At 58.5% G+C, this 19,335-nt stretch carries 18 protein-coding genes; 12 read left to right on the top strand and 6 right to left on the bottom strand.

What is annotated here, in order from left to right; translation table 11 throughout:
- The first annotated feature begins 24 nt into the window (after positions 1-24).
- Positions 25-804, top strand: a complete 780-nt coding sequence (locus tag H8F21_RS21550; RefSeq protein WP_408004495.1) for a mechanosensitive ion channel family protein — start codon at positions 25-27, stop codon at positions 802-804.
- 152 nt (positions 805-956) lie between these two features.
- Positions 957-2,207 carry an MFS transporter gene (locus tag H8F21_RS21545; RefSeq protein WP_203479529.1) on the top strand — a complete coding sequence of 417 codons (1,251 nt, stop codon included), beginning with the start codon at positions 957-959 and terminating at the stop codon, positions 2,205-2,207.
- Between the two features lie 24 nt (positions 2,208-2,231).
- Here the strand turns inward: H8F21_RS21545 and H8F21_RS21540 are convergent, their stop codons facing one another.
- A complete protein-coding gene (locus H8F21_RS21540) occupies positions 2,232-3,782 on the bottom strand; it encodes an AmpG family muropeptide MFS transporter (RefSeq protein WP_203479530.1) in 1,551 nt (516 codons plus the stop codon).
- Between the two features lie 43 nt (positions 3,783-3,825).
- Positions 3,826-4,179, bottom strand: a complete 354-nt coding sequence (locus tag H8F21_RS21535) for an MGMT family protein (RefSeq protein WP_203585282.1) — start codon at positions 4,177-4,179, stop codon at positions 3,826-3,828.
- A 150-nt stretch (positions 4,180-4,329) separates the two neighbouring features.
- Between H8F21_RS21535 and H8F21_RS21530 the strand changes: the two genes are divergently transcribed.
- The 5 genes from H8F21_RS21530 (at position 4,330) to groL (ending at position 8,983) form a co-directional block, all read left to right on the top strand.
- Complete coding sequence (locus tag H8F21_RS21530; protein WP_203479532.1) at positions 4,330-5,337, top strand: DUF481 domain-containing protein; 1,008 nt, start codon at positions 4,330-4,332, stop codon at positions 5,335-5,337.
- 106 nt (positions 5,338-5,443) lie between these two features.
- A complete protein-coding gene (locus H8F21_RS21525) occupies positions 5,444-6,175 on the top strand; it encodes a HugZ family pyridoxamine 5'-phosphate oxidase (protein ID WP_203544141.1) in 732 nt (243 codons plus the stop codon).
- A gap of 64 nt (positions 6,176-6,239) precedes the next feature.
- A complete protein-coding gene (locus H8F21_RS21520) occupies positions 6,240-6,734 on the top strand; it encodes an FxsA family protein (RefSeq protein ID WP_203585281.1) in 495 nt (164 codons plus the stop codon).
- A 255-nt stretch (positions 6,735-6,989) separates the two neighbouring features.
- The gene (locus H8F21_RS21515; protein ID WP_009050540.1) at positions 6,990-7,283 is read left to right on the top strand and encodes a co-chaperone GroES; all 294 of its coding nucleotides are present in this window, start codon (positions 6,990-6,992) and stop codon (positions 7,281-7,283) included.
- 47 nt (positions 7,284-7,330) lie between these two features.
- Positions 7,331-8,983, top strand: a complete 1,653-nt coding sequence (groL, locus tag H8F21_RS21510) for a chaperonin GroEL (protein ID WP_203479535.1) — start codon at positions 7,331-7,333, stop codon at positions 8,981-8,983.
- Between the two features lie 725 nt (positions 8,984-9,708).
- Here groL and H8F21_RS21505 read toward each other — a convergent pair.
- Together H8F21_RS21505 and H8F21_RS21500 are read right to left on the bottom strand one after the other, a co-directional pair.
- Positions 9,709-10,005, bottom strand: coding sequence for a DUF6124 family protein (locus H8F21_RS21505; RefSeq protein ID WP_203478315.1), 297 nt, complete (start codon positions 10,003-10,005; stop codon positions 9,709-9,711).
- 340 nt (positions 10,006-10,345) lie between these two features.
- Complete coding sequence (locus H8F21_RS21500) at positions 10,346-11,110, bottom strand: phosphatase PAP2 family protein (RefSeq protein ID WP_203585280.1); 765 nt, start codon at positions 11,108-11,110, stop codon at positions 10,346-10,348.
- Positions 11,111-11,299: 189 nt separating this feature from the next.
- Here H8F21_RS21500 and colR point away from each other — a divergent pair, with 189 nt between their 5' ends.
- From colR to H8F21_RS21475, 5 genes are all read left to right on the top strand, one after another.
- Entirely contained in the window at positions 11,300-11,983 is a 684-nt protein-coding gene (gene colR, locus H8F21_RS21495) for a response regulator transcription factor (protein WP_203478307.1), read from the top strand.
- Entirely contained in the window at positions 11,973-13,271 is a 1,299-nt protein-coding gene (locus H8F21_RS21490) for a sensor histidine kinase (protein ID WP_203544103.1), read from the top strand. Before colR ends, H8F21_RS21490 begins: the two co-directional genes overlap by 11 nt.
- Before the next feature lie 110 nt (positions 13,272-13,381).
- On the top strand, positions 13,382-14,062 hold the full coding sequence (locus H8F21_RS21485) for a class I SAM-dependent methyltransferase (protein ID WP_203478301.1): 681 nt from the start codon (positions 13,382-13,384) through the stop codon (positions 14,060-14,062).
- A gap of 6 nt (positions 14,063-14,068) precedes the next feature.
- Positions 14,069-14,776 (top strand): lipopolysaccharide kinase InaA family protein, encoded by a 708-nt coding sequence (locus H8F21_RS21480; RefSeq protein ID WP_203478299.1) that lies wholly within the window; start codon positions 14,069-14,071, stop codon positions 14,774-14,776.
- Complete coding sequence (locus H8F21_RS21475) at positions 14,776-15,000, top strand: hypothetical protein (protein WP_203478298.1); 225 nt, start codon at positions 14,776-14,778, stop codon at positions 14,998-15,000. Before H8F21_RS21480 ends, H8F21_RS21475 begins: the two co-directional genes overlap by 1 nt.
- A gap of 46 nt (positions 15,001-15,046) precedes the next feature.
- Here H8F21_RS21475 and H8F21_RS21470 read toward each other — a convergent pair whose 3' ends face one another.
- Together H8F21_RS21470 and H8F21_RS21465 are read right to left on the bottom strand one after the other, a co-directional pair.
- Positions 15,047-18,121, bottom strand: a complete 3,075-nt coding sequence (locus tag H8F21_RS21470; RefSeq protein WP_203478297.1) for a multidrug efflux RND transporter permease subunit — start codon at positions 18,119-18,121, stop codon at positions 15,047-15,049.
- Between the two features lie 13 nt (positions 18,122-18,134).
- The gene (locus H8F21_RS21465) at positions 18,135-19,286 is read right to left on the bottom strand and encodes an efflux RND transporter periplasmic adaptor subunit (RefSeq protein ID WP_203478296.1); all 1,152 of its coding nucleotides are present in this window, start codon (positions 19,284-19,286) and stop codon (positions 18,135-18,137) included.
- Positions 19,287-19,335: the final 49 nt, after the last annotated feature.

Genomic DNA, 19,335 nt, shown 5'->3' with positions numbered 1-19,335 from the left:
TCGCAAACCTGGATCCCCTTGATCATGGAATACGGTAGCCGCCTGTTGCTGGCACTGCTGACCCTGGCCATAGGCTGGTGGGTGATCAACAAGGTGACTTACCGCCTGGGCAAATTGCTGGCATTGCGTAATGCCGACCTGGCACTGCAAGGCTTCATCAGCAGCCTGGTCAACATCATTCTGAAGATTCTGCTGGTGGTCAGCGTTGCCTCGATGATCGGCATCGAGACCACCTCGTTCGTCGCCGCGATCGGTGCTGCGGGTCTGGCCATCGGCCTGGCCTTGCAAGGCAGTCTGGCGAACTTCGCTGGCGGTGTGCTGATTCTGCTGTTCCGTCCATTCCGCCTGGGTGACTGGATCGAAGCCCAGGGCGTTGCCGGTACTGTCGACAGCATCCAGATTTTCCACACCGTGCTGCGTACTGGCGACAACAAGACAGTGATTCTGCCCAACGGCAGCCTGTCCAACGGGATCATTACCAACACCAACCGCCAGCCGACCCGTAAGGTGGTCTTCGATGTAGGTGTCGATTACGAAGCCGATCTGCAAAAGGCCCGTCAGGTGCTGCTGGATCTGGCCAAGGATCCACGTATCCACCAGGACCCGGCTCCACAGGCGGTGGTTTCGCTGCTGGGCGATAGCTCTATCACCCTGTCTCTGCGGGTTTGGGTTAACACTGGCGACTACTGGGATGTGATGTTCATGCTCAACGAGCATGCGCGTGACCGCCTGAAGGCAGAGGGTATCGACATTCCCTTTCCGCAGCGGGTTATCCGTGTAGTGCAGGAAGCTGCTGTGCAGTAACCAACGGCTTGATCGCGGGGCTGGACCGCTGCCACAGTATCCCTGTGGCAGTGGGCTGGTCCCGGGATTACACTTGTTCACGTCTTCGCGCTTTCTGCGTTTCGGTGTTTCTGGCATATAGGCTGGCTTACTTCTGTTTGTCCGGTCTTATCATGCTTACCCCCCTGATCCATATCACCCCATTGCGAGCGTTCTGCTTCGCCATGACCCTGGCGCTGTTCGAGTTGCTGACCTACGTTGCCAGCGATGTGGTGATGCCAGCCATGCCGGTCGTGGTCAGCGATCTGAATGCCAGCCCGGCGTTCATTCCCCATGCGCTGAATTTATACCTGCTCGGCGGCGTGCTGCTGCAATGGCTGATCGGCCCACTTGCGGACCGCTATGGCCGCAGGCCGATGTTGCTGGTGGGTTGTGCCATTTTTGGGGTGACGTGCCTGGCTACCTTCTGGGTGCAGAGCATCGAGCTTTTCAACCTGCTGCGACTGTTGCAGGGAATTGGCCTGGGCTTCGTGGTGACAGTCAGTTATCCGGCCTTGAACGAAGCATTCAGCGAGGCGGACGCGGTGCGGATGATGGCCTTGTTGGCCAATATCGCGCTGCTCTCGCCGTTACTTGGGCCTTTGGTGGGCACCTTGTTACTGGAGTGGGTGTCCTGGCGCTGGTTGTTCGTTATCTTTGGCGCCAGTGCTGTGGTCTCGTGGCTGGCGCTGTATCGGTTTATGCCCGAGACACTTGGTGTGGCGCGCAGTGATGGTACGCGCCTGGCGTTCCAGCCCATTCACCTGAAAACCTTGCTGGCCGGTTACGCCCAACTGCTTGGCAATCGGCGTTTTGTTGCCGGCAGCGCAGCCTTGGGTTTGATTGGCCTGCCACTGATCGGCTGGATCGGACTTTCGCCTGTGCTGCTGATCCACGACGAAGGCTTGAGTACCCTGCATTACGCCTTGTGGCAGTTACCAGTGTTCGGTGGCCTGATTCTCGGCAATCTGGTGATCAATCGTATTGCCGATCGCTATGCACTCACTACCTTGATTCGCGGTGCGCTCTGGCCATTCTTGCTGGGGCTGTTCGCGATGATGCTCGGTACCTGGCTGGTGCCCAGTGTGGCCGCCCTGGTAGCCGGCATGTCGGTGTATGCCCTGGGCCTGGGTATTGCCAACGCGGTGTTGTACCGCATGACGCTGTTTTCCAGCGAGCAGAGCAAGGGATTGGTTTCGGCAATGCTCGGGATGATCACCATTGCCCTGTTGGGTGTGGGCGGTGCCTTGCTGGCAATGATGGGGGCCGGGGCCAGCCTGTTGAGTTTCGCCATGGCTGCCGGGCTGGCCGGGCTGCTGGCGCTATGGCCGCTGAAGATCGTTCTGAGCGCATCCAGCGTATCTTCCGAAGCAGTGCCGGGGTAAACCCGGCAACAGCCTCAGAGGCGGTCAGGGGCGCTGTTCGGCGGCGGTGCTGTCGACCGGTAGCTGTTTGCCGCGGCCTTGCTCCTGATGCCAGTGCAGGGCGATCAGGATCAAGGTCGGCACCCCGAGCAGCGCGGTGATCAGGAAGAAGTCGTGGTAACCGAACTTCTCCACCATGACGCCGGAGTAGCCGCCGATCAGGCGCGGCAACAGCAGCATGATCGAGCTCAGCAGGGCGTATTGGGTGGCCGAGAACTTCAGGTTGGTCAGGCTCGACAGGTAGGCAACAAAGGCCGATGTGGCCAGGCCCGAGCTGAAGTTGTCGAGGGAAATGGTCACCACCAGCATCTGCAAGTTGGGGCCCATGTCTGCCAACATCAGGAACAGGATATTGGTCGCCGCCGATGCTACGCCGCCTATGAACAGAATCGGCAAAATACCGAAACGCACAATCAGCAACCCGCCCATCCCCGCACCGACCAACGTCATGATCAGGCCGAAAATCTTGCTGACACTGGCTATCTGATCCTTGGTGAAACCCTGGTCGATATAAAAAACGTTGGCCATCACGCCCATCACCGTATCGGACATCCGATAGGTCGCGATCAGTCCGAGCAGCAGCAGTGCCTGCCAACGGTAGCGAAGAATGAAGTCATTGACCGGCGTCAGCACCGGGGCCAGGCCGCGGCGACCCATGGACGACAGGCACAGCGTGGTCAAGGTGATGTACAGGATCGCCCGCAGAAAGGCCCGGTCTTCGAGCAGCAGATCGAGCATGCTCATACCATCGAACAGCACGCTGGCGAAGTCAGTGTTGTACAGCTGAGTGAAGGTCGCAGGCACCGAGACCAGCAGCACAATCAGTACAAACACCGATACCAGTTGATGCACCAGCCCGTAGCGGGCGGCCGACAATTGGGTGCGAAGCGGAACGGGCGGCTCGCGCATCAGCAGGGTGGTGATCACCGCAGGCAACATGAGTACGCCGAACAGCACGTAGGTGCCGGTCCAGGCGCTGTGCAGGTAACTGAAACCGGTAGAGCCAAAGCCTTCGGCAAAGAACAAAGCACCGGCTGTGGCGAGCAACGCTGCAACCCGGTAGCCGGCCATGTAACTGGCGGCCAGGGCAGCCTGGCGCTGATCATCGGCGATTTCCAGGCGATAGGCATCGACAGCGATATCTTGTGTGGCAGAGGCAAAGGCGACCAATACGGCCAGGGCAATCAGCCAGGACAAGTGCTTTTGCGGATCGCAGAAACCCATGCCTACCAGGCCGATCACCACCAGAATTTGCGACAACACCAGCCAGGAGCGGCGTCGACCTAGCTTGCCGAGCAATGGCAGGCGCCATTGGTCGAGCAGCGGCGACCAGACCCATTTAAAGGCATAGGCCAAGCCAATCAGGCTGGCATAACCAATGGTTTCGCGGGCTACCCCAGCCTCGCGCAACCATACCGATAGAGTTGAAAACACCAGCATGTAGGGCAAGCCGGCGGCAAAGCCGAGCAGCAACAGCACCAGGGTAGACGGGCTGGCATAGGCAGCGAGCGCAGCGCGCCAGGTTTTACGGGGCATGGGCCAACATCTGCCTCAAGTTTACGAAAACAAAGCGCGCACTCTAACCGCTGTGCTCCATCGGGCGCCAGCCATGGCGTAACATATCCACACGATTATTGTGCAGAGTGACGCCTTCTGCTCGTAGCCGAGCGCGTTGTTCGTCGCCAGAAGGCGTACCCAGAGTCAGGCTCAAGCGCCCACCGGCGCCAAGGACTCTGTGCCACGGCAACTGGGTGTCGGCTGGCAATTGGCTCAACGTTCGCCCGACCCAGCGTGCGGCGCGGCCAAGACCTGCCAATTCGGCGAGTTGTCCATAGCTCACTACCTTGCCGGCTGGTACTTGGCCCAGCACCGAAAAGAGTGCCATTCGTCGGTCCTGTGCACCTTGCGAGGGATCACCAGAGGGCTGATTCATCGCGCCCTCACAGGCATTGGCGCGGAAACTGGCCCGCTCATCGGGCAAACACTCATTGAACTCATCCGCATCAGGTCGGTCTGTCCTTGCTCTATAGGCGGGTATCTGGATAATGCCCGACTTTTTGCAAATCAGAGCCCGTTATTGCTTATGTTTTCTAGAGTCTTGTTGTCCTTCGCTGTTGTTGCCGCCTGTTCTCCAGCTATCGCTGATACCGTCTGGATGAAAAACGGTGACCGGCTCAGCGGCAAGATCAGTGTCTTTGATGGTGGCAAACTGTTGCTGCAAACCGAGTACGGTGGCTCCATCGCTCTGGACTGGAAACAGGTCAAGACGCTGGAAAGCGATCAGGAACTGCTGGTCAAACAGGACGCTTACACCGGTGAGAAAGCCAAGTCGTTGACTGCGGCTGAAGATGGCAAGGTCATCCTCGCCAATGGTGAGACGCCCAAGACAGTAGAGCTGGCCAGTATTCAGCAGATCATGAAACCCAAGCCTGTGCTTGAGGATCTGTCGTGGAAGGGCAATGTCGACCTGGCCATGGACTACAAGCGGGCCGAGTCCGATAGCGATGATTACGACATCGACTTCAAGACCACCGCTCGCCACGGCCGCTGGCGTCATCAAGCGGAAGGTGAATACAACCGCGAGAGCAAGGACGACGTCACCACCACCAACAACTGGAGTGCCGAATACGCACTCGACCGCTTCATAACCGAGAAGTGGTTCTGGCAGGGTCGCCTGGAATACAAGCGTGATCACATCGAAGACCTGGCCCGCCAGCGTACCGTAGGTACCGGCCCTGGTTACCAGTTCTGGGATGACGAACTGGGCGCTTTCTCCCTGGGCTCGCTGGTCAACCGCACCGACTACGAATATGCCGATGGCGGCAAGGACAATTTCTATTCCCTGGCCATGAAGTGGGATTACAACCGCTACCTGATAGGCAAGCGTGTCGAGTTCTTCACCAACGGCGAAGTCGGCAAGCCGCTTGATGGCGTGGCCAACTATGCGCTGGATGCCGAGGTCGGCCTGCGCTACAAGGTCACTGAATGGGCGTCGCTCAACCTCAAGGCCGAGAAAGACGTCATCAGTGGTACCCGTGATAGCGACCTGGACAAGACCCGCTACACCGCAGGCTTTGGTGTGGCCTGGTAAGTCTGCTGGCAACTCCCGGCGATAATGATTATTTTGACGGTTATCCAAAGGGCCGCATCGCACCTGCGGCCCGCCCTCAGAACATTGTCGAATCGGGAGTTACAGCGTGAGCGCAAAAGTCGCACAACAAGCCCGGGAATTGCTGCTCAAGGAATACCGGGGCGTTCTCTCGACCCATTCCAAGTCGATGCCAGGCTTTCCCTTCGGATCGGTAGTGCCGTATTGCCTTGATGCCCAGGGCAACCCGCTGATACTGATTAGCCGCATCGCCCAACACACCCATAACCTGCAGAAAGACCCCAAGTGCTCTTTGCTGGTGGGTGAGCGTGATGCCGAAGACGTGCAAGCAGTCGGGCGTCTGACGGTACTGGCGCAAGCGCGCAGGTTAGAAGAGCCAGCGGCCATCGAAGCTGCTGCCGAACGCTACTATCGCTATTTCCCCGAATCGGCCAACTACCACAAGGCCCATGATTTTGACTTCTGGGTGCTGGAGCCGGTTCGTCACCGTTACATCGGTGGCTTTGGTGCCATTCATTGGGTCGATCACCTGAGCCTGGCCAACCCGTTTGCCGGCAAGGCCGAGCAAAGCATGATCGAGCATATGAACAGCGATCATGCCAGTGCCATAGAGCATTACGTCCAGCTCAGCGGCCTGCCGCGCGAGACGCCAGCGCAGATGGTCGGAATCGACAGTGAAGGCATGCACCTGCGTATTGGGCAAGGCGTACACTGGCTACCGTTCGCGGTACCTTGCAATACGCCGATACAAGTGCGCGAAGCGCTGGTTTTTCTGGCCCGCGCGGATCAATGGCCGGCCCGCGAACGTGCCGAGGCTTGAAAAAGCCATTTCTCGTAACCATTAAAGGTGAACTGCAAGAACTTCTTGCGCAGAGGAACCGTTGATGCGTGCTTTTCTATTGCTGTTTCTGATTTTTCCGGTGCTGGAGTTGTATGTTTTCTTCAAGGTCAGCACCGCGATCGGCTTCTTCCCGGCGCTGCTGCTGATTATCGCGGGCTCCGCCCTGGGTGTGCTGGTGGTGCGGGTGGCCGGTCTTGCTACCGCCCTGCGTGCCCGTGAGAGCCTGCAGCGCGGTGAGTTGCCCGCCGAAGACATGTTCCACGGCCTGATGCTCGCCCTGGGCGGCGGCCTGCTGCTGTTGCCTGGTTTTATCAGCGACGTGATCGGCCTGGTATTTTTGCTGCCGTTCACTCGCCGCCTGCTGGCGCGCAAGATGCGTGAACGCGCCGAGGCCCAGGCAATGCGCCAGCGTGCCTTTGGTGACGACCCATTCGTAAGCCGTCCAGGCCCCGGTGCGCACCCGCGTCAACCGAATGTGATCGAGGGTGAGTACGAACATCGCGATTCTCGTGAGCCCCGCGACCCCCGCGATCTGTAAGCCTGCAAATGTTTGTCCGAACGGCCCCTGATGGGGCCGTTCTGCTGTAGGGGCTTGGAATGCAAAATATTTCATGTTCAAGCCTTGTAATTGATCTTGGCGACCTCATGTAGGGGTTACCGCAAGGTTTCCGGGGATCTGCCCCGGACATAACATGGGTGGTTCGCACTGCGAGCTACGAGCGGCTACGCCGCAAGCATCAACCTGCCGGTGTCTTCACCGGCCGATGAAAACCACAATTAGGAGAGATCGACAATGAAGCTTCGTCCTCTGCATGACCGCGTCGTTATCCGTCGCAGCGAAGAAGAATCGAAAACCGCTGGCGGTATCGTTCTGCCAGGTTCGGCCGCTGAAAAACCTAACCGTGGCGAAATCGTCGCTGTAGGTACCGGTCGCATCCTGGACAACGGTGAAGTGCGTGCGCTGGCCGTGAAAGTGGGTGACAAGGTGGTTTTCGGCCCTTACTCGGGCAGCAACACTGTGAAAGTTGACGGCGAAGACCTGCTGGTAATGGCTGAGAACGAGATTCTCGCTGTTATCGAAGGCTGATTCCGCTGGTTTCCCGTTACTCCAAAGTATTCAAGGATTAAACGATCATGGCTGCTAAAGACGTAAAATTCGGCGACTCCGCCCGCAAAAAAATGCTCGTTGGTGTCAACGTTCTGGCTGACGCTGTAAAAGCGACCCTGGGCCCAAAAGGCCGTAACGTTGTTCTGGCCAAGAGCTTCGGCGCTCCAACCATCACCAAAGACGGTGTTTCGGTTGCCAAAGAAATCGAACTCAAAGACGCTTTCGAGAACATGGGCGCCCAGCTGCTCAAAGACGTTGCCTCCAAGGCCAACGACGAAGCGGGTGACGGCACCACCACCGCCACCGTTCTGGCTCAAGCTATCGTCAGCGAAGGCCTGAAAGCCGTTGCTGCCGGCATGAACCCGATGGACCTCAAGCGCGGTATCGACAAAGCTACCATCGCTATCGTTAAAGAGCTGAAGTCCCTGTCCAAGCCTTGCGCCGATTCCAAGGCCATCGCTCAGGTAGGTACCATCTCTGCCAACTCCGACAACTCCATCGGCGACATCATTGCCGAAGCCATGGAAAAAGTCGGTAAAGAAGGCGTGATCACCGTTGAAGAAGGCTCGGGCCTGGAAAACGAACTGTCTGTCGTTGAAGGCATGCAGTTTGACCGTGGCTACCTGTCTCCTTACTTCGTCAACAAGCCAGACACCATGGTCGCCGAGCTGGATGGCCCTCTGCTGCTGCTGGTTGACAAGAAAATCTCCAACATCCGTGAACTGCTGCCTGTTCTGGAAGCTGTTGCCAAGGCCGGCCGTCCGCTGCTGATCGTGGCTGAAGACGTTGAAGGCGAAGCGCTGGCTACCCTGGTAGTCAACAACATGCGCGGCATCGTCAAGGTTGCAGCCGTCAAGGCACCAGGCTTCGGCGACCGCCGCAAAGCCATGCTGCAGGACATCGCTGTCCTGACTGGCGGTACCGTGATTTCCGAAGAAATCGGCCTGAGCCTGGAATCGGCTACCCTGGAGCACCTGGGCAACGCCAAGCGCGTAACCCTGTCCAAGGAAAACACCACCATCATCGACGGTGCTGGCCAGGAATCGGACATCGAAGCACGCGTCAAGCAGATCCGTGCCCAGATCGAAGAAACCTCTTCGGACTACGACCGTGAAAAACTGCAAGAGCGTCTGGCCAAACTGGCTGGCGGTGTTGCCGTAATCAAGGTCGGTGCTGGTACCGAAGTTGAAATGAAAGAGAAGAAAGCCCGCGTTGAAGACGCCCTGCACGCTACCCGTGCAGCCGTTGAAGAAGGCGTGGTACCTGGCGGTGGTGTTGCACTGGTTCGCTCGCTGCAGGCCATTGCTGACCTTAAAGGCGACAACGAAGACCAGAACGTTGGTATCCAACTGCTGCGTCGCGCTGTTGAGTCCCCACTGCGTCAGATCGTTGCCAACGCTGGCGACGAGCCAAGCGTAGTTGTCGACAAGGTCAAGCAAGGTTCGGGTAACTTCGGTTACAACGCTGCTACCGGTGAGTACGGCGACATGATCGAAATGGGTATCCTGGACCCAGCCAAGGTAACTCGTTCGGCGCTGCAAGCTGCCGCTTCGATCGGTGGCCTGATGATCACTACCGAAGCCATGGTTGCCGATGCTCCTGTTGAAGCTTCTGCTGGCGGCGGTATGCCAGACATGGGCGGCATGGGTGGTATGGGCGGCATGGGCGGCATGATGTAAGCCAGCCTTACCTCGCTACGAAAAGAGCCCCGCTTGATGCGGGGCTTTTTTTTGGTTCACGAAATTCCGAGGGTATGATCTTGGGGTGGGGCGGGGCGGGGCTGGGATTTGAGTCTGTGAGCTTATCCATTCAATGCGGCGCCGCTGTTGGCCCCTTCCGCCCTTACGGCGGGTCCCTTTTGTCTTGGCAAAAGGAACCAAAACCGTGTGTCCCTGCATTCGGCCCTACGCTGCGCTCCGGGTCCCTTCGCTCCGGCATTGCTCCCGTCGGGACCGCACCGAAGGGCCGTCCTGGCCCTACGGTGCTCGCAGGCCATCCATGGCCTGCACCCGACTACGCAATACCTACACTCAGCCTACTGAAGGGACGATCCAGGGTGTCTGGGCTGGCGATGTACGAAGAGCCAGATCAAAAGCAAAAGCTGCACACCAGCACCTCGCTGTTGCCGTTGCCGTTGCCGCTGCTGTGCTTCTACCTACACAAATCGTGCACCCGCCACAAATCGTCCCTTCAGCAGGCCGAATGGAACCCTTGCATAGTGGGGCGACGGCCATGGGTGGCCGGCGAGCGCCGCAGGGCCAGGACGGCCCTTCGGCGCGGTCCCCACAGGAGCAAGGGTGGAATGAGGGAACCCGGAGCGCAGCGTAGGGCCGGATGCAGGGACAGGCCCAACCATCCGCTAGGAGCGGACGTGTCCCCGTGATGCTTCCAGCCAGTAGCCCAGCTATGGATGAGAGAAAATACGGTGCACGCCAAGCCCATCAAGCACTGCATCGATCAATGCCCGAGCAGCTTCTACGTGCTGACCTGCGCCGGAAACGATAGCGCGGTCGTTGAGGGAGAGGTGATCGAGTGCATCGCCGATCGTGGCCTCGGCGCATCGCAGTAGCTGGCAAGCGTGAAGCAGCGCTTCTTCGGCGGGAATGCCTTCGCGGACGTTGAACATTCCGTTGGTGCCGAATGGCGTGTTGGCAGTGCTTGCGGTGGATAAATCAGGGGGATCGGGGACGAGCTTCTTCATGGTTGACCTCTATGATGGAGAGTAGACAACCACGCCTCGCTGCTAAACGAAGGGTGGTAGCTGTACGTGGGTTAGCAGACCGGTCATAGAGGAACCCGGCGCACCCGAAGGCGCCCCACGCACAGCCACCATATCAGCGGTGTGCCGTTAACCTCATATGAGTAGTCGGACTGCTAAATCCGATCGTTGGACATTCCAACGACGACAGCAGCCTAGGCCCAGGAAGGGCCTGGCACAATAAGGCAACGGCGCCGGAAGTATGATTCAGAATAGTCCGACAGAAAACGCCTACAGACTTGCGATTTGTCGCTGCCCGTTGTGAGGTAGGCGCTGTCGCCAATCAGGGGGTGGCTGAATTGGCGCTATCACGGGTCATGTCGCGTTGTCGCTGCGCTGCGCCCACAGCGACAGACGCCGGTTTTCGATACAGCACCCAGTAATAGCAGCCCAAACTGATCAGCCAGCAGAACACGGCAGTCCACACGTTGTGCGAGAAGAAGTGCGCGCCTTGCAGCATGCGCCCAATCGAGAAGACCGTGCCCAGGCCAAAGGCGAACAGCAACGCTGCGCGGGCCAGGCGTGGGTGGCGGTCGCGCAGGGCGAAGAACAGGGCAAACAGGGTGAAGCCCGTTGCCGCATGACCACCCGGCCAGCAACGCCCAGGTTTGTCGGTGGCGGGACGGGTGCTGAGCAGTTCGCTGTAGGTTTCCTTACCGCCGAATTCCTTCAGGCTCCACGGGCATTGCACCGCGGTAACCGCTTTTACCGGGGTAACGAAACTGGTCGACAAGGCCATCGCCAGTACCAGATACCCCAACTCTCGGCGCCAGCCTTTAAGGCGTGACCAAAAAAAGCTTGAGATATAAGCAATGATGGCGCCCACGCTAAGCAGAATGACTGCCTGTTTGGCGCGGTCATGCAGGATGTCTTCGAGGAAGTAGCTGTGGCGCCCTACAAACTGACCCGCCACTGGATCGAATGCCAGTTTGGCCAGGTCCATGTCCAGAGAGGTGAGCTCTAGCAAAACAAGGGTCAGGGCAATGACCAGGGGCCCCCCAAGGGCGATCCACAAATTGAGCGGGCGAGAAGCGGCGGGTAGGGACATGGCAGGTCCAGGCAGGTCGAAGTGGCAATCCGGACCGGCAATTCTCAAGGAGAGGCTATAACTTGTCCGTGAAGACAAAGTGAAAAAATCGTTAGCTTGCAATAAAGTCTCGGCCACCTAGCCGAGCGTGGCTGATGGCCGTAAGCTGCGCCTGCCAAGCAGGCAAATGCCCCGGACGGGAGAAGCTCCATGCGAATTCTATTGGTTGAAGACAACCGCGATATCCTCGCCAATCTGGCCGATTACCTGGGGTTGAAAGGGTATACGGTGGATTGTGCCCAGGATGGACTGTCAGGTTTGCACCTGGCAGCCACTGAACACTATGACTTGATCGTGCTCGACATCATGCTCCCGGGCATTGATGGCTACACCCTGTGCAAGCGCCTGCGTGAAGACGCTCGTCGCGATACGCCAGTGATCATGCTCACCGCTCGCGATCAGCTCGATGACCGCTTGCAGGGCTTTCGCTCCGGCGCCGATGACTACCTGCTCAAGCCCTTCGCGTTGTCGGAGCTGGCGGCCCGTATCGAAGCGGTACTGCGCCGCGCCCAGGGTGGCGGTCGGCGTACGCTGCAGGTCAGTGACCTGATCTACGATCTGGATACCCTGGAGGTTACCCGCGACGCAAAATTGCTCAAGCTCAACCCGGTTGGCTTGAAGCTGCTGGCGGTATTGATGCAGAAGAGCCCGCATGTGCTGCGTCGCGAGGTGTTGGAAGAAGCGTTGTGGGGCGATGATTGCCCTGACAGCGACAGCTTGCGCAGCCACGTACATCAACTACGCCAAGTTATCGACAAGCCTTTCGAGCGTCCTTTGCTGCACACCGTGCATGGCGTCGGTTACCGCTTGGCCGAGGGCCGTGATGGAGTTTAAACAAAGCCTTGCCCAGCGGATCATCATTGCCTTTGCCTTGATGAGTGCGCTGGTGGCTGGCGCGTTCGCATTCGGTATCGTTGCCACTGTGCATCTGGTTGAAGAGCGCCTTATCTCGGCAGTGCTTGGTGGTGACCTGCAGCGTTTGCTGCGCATGGACAGTGTCAATGACTGGAGCCACAGGCCGCGTCCGGACCAGTTGTTCTATTACAGTGGCGGGCGCGACGATTTCGAAATGCCCAAGGACTTGCGCCACTTGAGCCCGGGCTTTCACGAAGTGTTCCGTGAAGAGTTGTCCTATCACGCCATGGTCGAGATCGTGGATGGACGGCGCTATGTTCTGCTGCAGGACCAGAGCGATTTCGAAGAACGTGAGCGCGTGCTGTTCGCCGTTGTGGTGGTGGGCTTTGTCTTGAGCCTGGTGCTGGCCGTGTTTCTGGGCTGGGTGTTGGCGCGACGGGTGATGGCGCCGGTTATTCGCCTGGCGCATCAGGTGCGACACCGGGACCAGTTGCTGGGCCTGGCCCCGCCGCTAGCACCGGACTACGCGGATGACGAAGTCGGGCAACTGGCCGTCGCCTTTGACGACACCCTTGGACGTCTGCGCGATGCCCTGACGCGCGAGCGGTTATTCACCAGTGATGTCAGCCACGAGTTGCGTACACCATTGATGGTGCTGGCCAGCTCGTGCGAGCTGTTGCTGGTCAATCCCAATATCGATACCCGCGCGCGCTCCCAGGTTGAGCGAATCGCCCGCGCCACCGAAGAAATGCAGGAGTTGGTGAAAACCTTCCTGATGTTGGCCCGTGCCCAGCGTGACGAAGGTGCAGTGGCATCGCAGGCGAGTATCAAGGAAGTGGCGGACGATCTGGTTGGCGTCTGGCGTGACACCATCGAGCAGAAAGGGTTGACGTTGCATTACGACGCCCATGCGGGTTCTACCAAACTGTACAACGCCACATTCCTGCAGGCGGTCATGGGTAACTTGCTGCGCAATGCCGCGCATTACACCGACTACGGGTTCATTCGCCTGATTCTGGAACCGGAAGGGTTCAGGGTCGAGGACAGTGGCGTGGGAATCCCGGAAGAACAACGTGAAGCCATGTTCCGTCCTTTTGTTCGTGGCGATGAGCGGCGAGGAGAGGGCCTTGGTCTTGGGCTGTCGCTGGTTCAACGAATTTGTGATGACCAGAACTGGACGGTACGCCTGACCGCGATGGAGCCCCATGGTTGCTGCTTTCATGTGGACCTGAGCCGTGGTCCGGAACGTTCCCTCGAAGATGCGTGAAATGTTCTGTAGCGTTTATCGGCGCAGCTAACGAATTTTTCACACGGGCATAACCTGGCGCTGACGCTTGCCTGCTTAAGGTGGGCGGCATTGGAGTCAGGAGATGCACCATGCGTAGCCCCATCAAACTCGAGTTTTCCGAGAAGTACGACCAGCAACACGCCCAGGAGTACTTTCTCAAGCATCAGGATGGCTTGGCTCGGCGCCTGTCTCACCAGCGGGATGAACAATTGGCCCGTCGCGCGCTGGCCCTGGTTGGTGAACCAGGGTTGGTGCTCGACCTTCCCTGCGGCGCGGGCCGCTTCTGGCCTTTGCTCGCAGAAAAGCCCAATCGCGTGATCATTGGTGCGGACAACTCCGAGGCAATGCTGGAGACCGCCACAAAGTCGCAACCTGCGCATATTGTCGAGCGGGTACGGACCTTGCAGACATCCGCCTTCGCGATCGACTTGCCGGACAACTCGGTCGACAGTATTTTCTGTATGCGTCTGATGCACCATATCGGTGATGCTGCCCATCGGAAAACAATTCTCTCTGAATTTCAACGGGTTACCCGCGATAGCGTAATCTTGTCGCTGTGGGTAGACGGCAATTTCAAAGCCTGGCGGCGCAAAAAGCTCGAAAAAGATCGTTACGCTGAAACCGGAAAGGACAGTTATCAGAATCGCTTTGTGTTACCGGTTGCCACGGTCGAAGAAGAGTTCCAAGCCGCTGGATTCCGAATCCAGGAACGTTTGGACTTTTTGCCGCTCTATGCCATGTGGCGAGTTTATGTATTGCGTAAGGGGTAGTAAGGCATGGCGGTAGGGCGTTCAGAACCAACGGCAGCAAATCGGTTTGACCATTTCTGGCAGCAACAGGGCGAGTGGGTGGAAGAGCCGAACCAGCGCCGTGGTGGGGAAAGCGGTGTGCAGCGGCTCAATGATGAAAATGGCCAAACGCTGTATTCCAAACGCCAGATTGGACATATCTACCGCAGCCTGATGCACCCATTCGGCCGCCCGACGGTATTGCGTGAGTACGATGCAATCAACAGCTTCGCGCAATTGGGCGTGCGCGTCCCGCATGTCGTTTATTGCGGCGTCGAGCGTGATGCGCAGAATCAATGGCGCGCATTGCTGGTAAGCAAGGCGCTGGACGGCTTCGAGGATAGCGACAACTGGTACGCCAGTGGCGCGCGCGAACGTTACAGCGATGCCCTGCATGAGCGCATGCTGCAGGATTTGGCACAGAACCTGGCACGTATGCACCGCGGTCATTGGCAACACGGCTGCCTGTACGGCAAGCATGTGTTCATCAAGGTGATAGGTGAAGGCGATGAGGCCCGCGCCGAAGTGGCGCTGCTCGACCTCGAAAAATGCCGACGACGTATCAGCTGCCATCGCGCAGCGGCCAACGACCTAAAGCAACTGCGCCGCCATTCGTCATTCAATGACGCAGAATGGCGAAAGCTACTCTACTTTTACAAAACGGCGTTTGGCAGCGCAGTCAAAGGTTTAGAGTAATGAAACTAGAAATAGCTCGAGGTTTGTTTCTGGTGGCAGCCCTAGGGGTGGCCACTGCTGCCGTTGCGGCCTGGGAGGAACCTGGACCCGTGGTTTTCAGTCATGCCGCTGCCGAGCAGTGTCCGCTACCGCGGTTGGTCAAGAGTCAGGTAACTGCCAGTCCTGACCATGACCTGCTGCTTTTCCTGTTTGGCATGAGCCAAGGCTTGCGCCCACAAAGCTGACGGAGGGTGCTTAACGCACGCCTGCCTCGCAGCCACGCATGAGCAGTTACAGCGGATCGCGAGGCAGGCTCGCTTGGGTTTTGGCCGGGGCGGTCTGAGGTTTATCCGCTCGTGCCAGCAGGGTGTAGACACACGGCAGGACGAACAGGGTAAACATGGTGCCCACCGACATGCCGGTGGCGATGACAATTCCGATGTCGAAACGACTTACCGCCCCCGCACCGTCCGCCAGAATCAGCGGGAACATCCCGAAGACCATCGCCGCCGTGGTCATCAATACTGGGCGCAAGCGAATTGCAGCCGCTTCCTCCACTGCCTCCCGGGCAGTAAGCCCCTTGCTATCACGTAACTGGTTGGCGAATTCGACGACCAGAATTCCGTGTTTGCTGATCAAGCCGATGAGCGTCACCAAACCGACCTGGGTGTAGATGTTCATGCTCGAGATGCCGAGGAACAGTGGAATCAGGGCCCCGCAGATCGACAAGGGTACGGTGACCAGGATCACCAGTGGATCGCGGAAACTCTCGAACTGCGCTGCCAACACCAGAAAGATGATTGCCAGCGCCAAGCCAAATGTCACCCATAGCGCGCTACCTTCCTGGACGAATTGCCGTGCGGCACCGGCGTAGTCCACGGCGTAGCCTTGCGGGGCTTCTTCGCGGGCAATGTTGCGCACGGTCTCCAATGCTTCCCCCATGCTGACCATGGGGAAACCCTGGATGATCGCCGAGTTGAGTTGCTGGAACTGGTTGAGCTGGCGGGGCCGCGCACGGTCGTTGATGGTAATCAGGGTCGATAACGGCAACATCTGGCCTTGCTGGCTTTTTACGTAGTAATTACTCAGCCAGTCGGGATTGTCCCGATAGGGGCGTTCGACCTGGGCGATCACCTTGTAGCTGCGACCATCGATGGTAAAGCGGTTGATCTCCGCTTCGCCCAGCAACGTCGCCAGGGTGCCGCCCAGGGCATCCATGGACACCCCCATTTGCGCGGCCTTGGCCCGATCGATTTCAACGACGACCTCCGGCTTGTCAAAGGCCAGGTCAATGTCGAGGAAGGCAAACTTGCCTGAATCCTGGGCGCGCGCCTTGACCCGTTCGGCCACCTCCAGCAACGACTCGTAGTCGTTGGCGGTATTGATCACGAACTGGAATGGCAGGCCTTCACCGGTGCCAGGCAAGGAGGGCAGGTTGAAACCAAAGATCTGCAGGCCGGCAATGCCCTCAAGTTTGCTTTGCACCAGTGGCAACAGTTCCATTTGGGTACGACTGCGCTCGTTCCAGGGTTTGAGTAGGAACCCGCCGATGCCCGACTGCACACCGTTGAAGCCGTTGATCTGGAACGAGGAATAGTACTCGGGGAAGGCCTTGAAGATTTCGATGAACTCATCGGTGTAGGCGTTCAGGTAGTCGAGGTTGGTGGGCTGCGGTGCGGTGGCCATCATGAAAATCACGCCTTGATCTTCATCCGGGGCCAGCTCGTTCTTGGTAAACATCAGGAACACTGGAATCAGGCACAGTACGATTACCGCGAAAACCAGCACCACAGGCCGAGTGTTGAGGGTGGCATGCAGGAGCTTCTGATAGCGCACCTTGAGACCTTCGAACAGCTTGTCGAGGCGGTGTGCCAGGCCGCTGGGGTTTTGTTCGTGGCGCAGGAGCATGGCGCACATCATTGGCGACAGTGTCAGGGCAACAATGCCGGAAATTACCACCGCACCGGCGAGGGTCAGGGCGAATTCCTTGAACAGCGCCCCGGTAAGGCCTTCCAGAAAGCCGATGGGGGCGTACACCGCCGCCAGGGTGATGGTCATCGACACCACCGGCATGGCGATTTCCCTGGCGCCCTCCAGGGCTGCATCGAACGGTGTCTTGCCCTCTTCGATATGCCGATGGATGTTTTCCACCACGACAATGGCATCGTCCACCACCAAACCAATAGCCAGCACCATTGCCAGTAAGGTCAGCAGATTCAGCGAGTAACCCATCAGTTGCATGAAGAACAGCACGCCGATCATCGACAGGGGAATGGTAATGACCGGAATCAATACCGAACGTAAGGCGCCGAGAAACAGAAACACCACGACGATGACGATCAGCACCGCTTCGACCAGGGTTTTCACTACCTCATCGATCGATGCCTGGATGAACAGAGTGGCGTCGTAGGCGATGGACGCCTTGAGGTTGGGTGGCAGCTGGCTTTCCAGCTCCGGCATCAACTTGCGTACTTCCTTGATCACATCCAGCGGGTTGGCGCCGGGGGTGGCCTTGATGCCGATGTACACCGAAGGCGTGCCATCGAAAGAGCTGACGGTGTCGTAATTTTCCGCGCCCATTTCGACGCGCGCCACGTCGCCGAGCAGCACCCGACTGTCGCCGCTGGTCTTGAGTGGAATACTGGCGAAGGCCTCGGCGGTTTTCAGTTCAGTGGTGGCATTGATGCTGGTCACCACGTATTCGCCCTTGACCTCGCCGGCTGCCGAGAGAAAGTTGTAGCGTCGTACGGCATCGGTTACCTCATTAGCGCTCAGGCCGTACCCTGCCAGTTTCACCGGGTCGATCCACAGGCGCATGGCAAACAGCTGGTTGCCGAGGATTTCCGCCTCGGCCATGCCGGGCAGGGTAGCCAGCTTGGGCTGAATCACCCGTGACAGGTAATCGGTGATCTGCGGATTGCTCAACTCGCTGCTGTAGAAACTGATGTACATCAGCGCCGAAGCGTCGGCGGCTTCCTTGCTCAACACCGGGTCTTCGGCATCTTGAGGCAGTTTGTTCTTTACCTCGTTGGCCTTGGCCAGCAGTTCGGTAAACAGGCGGTCGCTGTCTGCGCCAATGCGGGCGTAAATGGAAATAACCGAAAAATTCTGTCGACTCACCGAGGTCATGTAGTCGATGCCCTCGGCACTGGCCAGGCTTTGCTGCATGGGTTGGGTGATATAGCCCTGGATGGTTTCGGCGTTGGCCCCAGGGTAGGCGGTGGTGACTGTGATCAGCGCGTTTTCCATTTGCGGGTACTGACGGATCGGCAATTTGCTCCAGGCCTGAAAGCCCAGTAACACGATCAATAGGCTGACCACGCTGGCCAACACCGGACGTCGGATGAACGGATCGGTAAAAGCCATGATGCATCCTCGATCAGTTGATCCGTGATGGGGTGTTGGGCGCTGGTTGCAGGGTCTTATCCGGGCTGATCGTGATGGAAGCGCCTTGAGTCAGTTTCAGCTGTCCGGCGGTCACCACCTGCTCTCCAGCTTCCAGGCCCTTGATGACCACCACCAGGCCATCGCGACGTTCACCTGTTTCGACGAAGCGCCGCTGGGCGACCAATTCGGGTTGGCCCTCGGCATTTTTCTGCACCTGGCCTTCCTCGTTCTTCTTCGCTACGGCTACATACACCGAGTTGCCATAAAGGGTGTAGGTCACCGCGCTTTCCGGCACCACCACCCGAGGCTGCGGATTGGGCAGCAACACCTGCAGGCTGCTGAACATGCCAGGCAACAGCTTGCCCTCTGGATTGGCCAGGGTGGCGCGAACTTGTACGTTGCGTGTGCTGTCTTCGACTTTGGGGTTGATTGCACTGATTGTGCCGGGGAAGGTTTGCTGAGGATAAGCGGCAACGCTGACCAGCACTTGCTGGCCGATGCTCAGTTTGGGAATGGCCTGCTCGGCGACGAAGAAGTCGACATACAGGCTGCTCAAGTCTTGCAGGGTGGCAATGACGGTGCCGCTGGCCAAGTAGGCACCGATGTCGACCTGGCGAATGCCGATGGTGCCGCTGAATGGCGCGCTGATGCTCTTTTTCGCCAGCGCAGCCTTGAGCTGATCGACCACGGCCTTGTTGCGCTTGTATTGCGCACTCAGGCGGTCGAATTCTCCGCGAGAAATAGCCTGGCTGCCGACCAGTTGGCTACCGCGATTGAAGTCCACCTGGGCCAGGCCCAGGTCGGCCTGGGCGGTGCCAAGCAGCGCGGTCTCAACGTCGCTGTCCAGTTCCAGCAGGGGCTGGCCTTTGCTGACTTTCTGCCCGGATTCAAATTGCAGTTTCTTGACCGTGCCTGCGGTTTCCAGGCTCAAGTCGACGCCTTGCAGGGCGGTGAGGCTGCCAACAGCGGGCAGGCGGTTTTGCCAGGCGCGCTCGCTGGACTCGGTCGCCGCCACGCTGATCGGTGGCTTGGGGGCCGAGAACATCTGGACCTGCTGATAGATGGAGAATGCCTTGTAGCTTCCAAGAACCAGCACGAGTAACAGAACAACACCTAACATGATGAGCATGCGGCGGCGCAGCATAGTCCAGTTCCTTGGATACGAATTATTGTTCGTTTAGCACGACAACGGG

Source organism: Pseudomonas arcuscaelestis (genome assembly GCF_016881005.1).
Lineage (GTDB): Bacteria > Pseudomonadota > Gammaproteobacteria > Pseudomonadales > Pseudomonadaceae > Aquipseudomonas > Aquipseudomonas arcuscaelestis.
The sequence above is the reverse complement of the archived record's forward strand: the minus strand, read 5'-3'. Positions and strand labels throughout refer to the sequence as shown.

Excerpts from the sequence above, each read along its gene's own strand:
- H8F21_RS21505 (WP_203478315.1), bottom strand. The coding sequence starts at position 10,005 with ATGAAGAAGCTCGTCCCCGATCCCCCTGATTTATCCACCGCAAGCACT.
- H8F21_RS21490 (WP_203544103.1), top strand. The coding sequence starts at position 11,973 with ATGGAGTTTAAACAAAGCCTTGCCCAGCGGATCATCATTGCCTTTGCC.
- H8F21_RS21480 (WP_203478299.1), top strand. The coding sequence starts at position 14,069 with ATGGCGGTAGGGCGTTCAGAACCAACGGCAGCAAATCGGTTTGACCAT.
- H8F21_RS21475 (WP_203478298.1), top strand. The coding sequence starts at position 14,776 with ATGAAACTAGAAATAGCTCGAGGTTTGTTTCTGGTGGCAGCCCTAGGG.
- H8F21_RS21465 (WP_203478296.1), bottom strand. The coding sequence starts at position 19,286 with ATGCTGCGCCGCCGCATGCTCATCATGTTAGGTGTTGTTCTGTTACTC.
- H8F21_RS21550 (WP_408004495.1), top strand. The coding sequence starts at position 25 with ATGGAATACGGTAGCCGCCTGTTGCTGGCACTGCTGACCCTGGCCATA.
- H8F21_RS21540 (WP_203479530.1), bottom strand. The coding sequence starts at position 3,782 with ATGCCCCGTAAAACCTGGCGCGCTGCGCTCGCTGCCTATGCCAGCCCG.
- H8F21_RS21470 (WP_203478297.1), bottom strand. The coding sequence starts at position 18,121 with ATGGCTTTTACCGATCCGTTCATCCGACGTCCGGTGTTGGCCAGCGTG.
- H8F21_RS21520 (WP_203585281.1), top strand. The coding sequence starts at position 6,240 with ATGCGTGCTTTTCTATTGCTGTTTCTGATTTTTCCGGTGCTGGAGTTG.
- H8F21_RS21500 (WP_203585280.1), bottom strand. The coding sequence starts at position 11,110 with ATGTCCCTACCCGCCGCTTCTCGCCCGCTCAATTTGTGGATCGCCCTT.
- H8F21_RS21545 (WP_203479529.1), top strand. The coding sequence starts at position 957 with ATGCTTACCCCCCTGATCCATATCACCCCATTGCGAGCGTTCTGCTTC.
- groL (WP_203479535.1), top strand. The coding sequence starts at position 7,331 with ATGGCTGCTAAAGACGTAAAATTCGGCGACTCCGCCCGCAAAAAAATG.
- H8F21_RS21485 (WP_203478301.1), top strand. The coding sequence starts at position 13,382 with ATGCGTAGCCCCATCAAACTCGAGTTTTCCGAGAAGTACGACCAGCAA.
- H8F21_RS21535 (WP_203585282.1), bottom strand. The coding sequence starts at position 4,179 with ATGAATCAGCCCTCTGGTGATCCCTCGCAAGGTGCACAGGACCGACGA.
- colR (WP_203478307.1), top strand. The coding sequence starts at position 11,300 with ATGCGAATTCTATTGGTTGAAGACAACCGCGATATCCTCGCCAATCTG.
- H8F21_RS21515 (WP_009050540.1), top strand. The coding sequence starts at position 6,990 with ATGAAGCTTCGTCCTCTGCATGACCGCGTCGTTATCCGTCGCAGCGAA.
- H8F21_RS21530 (WP_203479532.1), top strand. The coding sequence starts at position 4,330 with ATGTTTTCTAGAGTCTTGTTGTCCTTCGCTGTTGTTGCCGCCTGTTCT.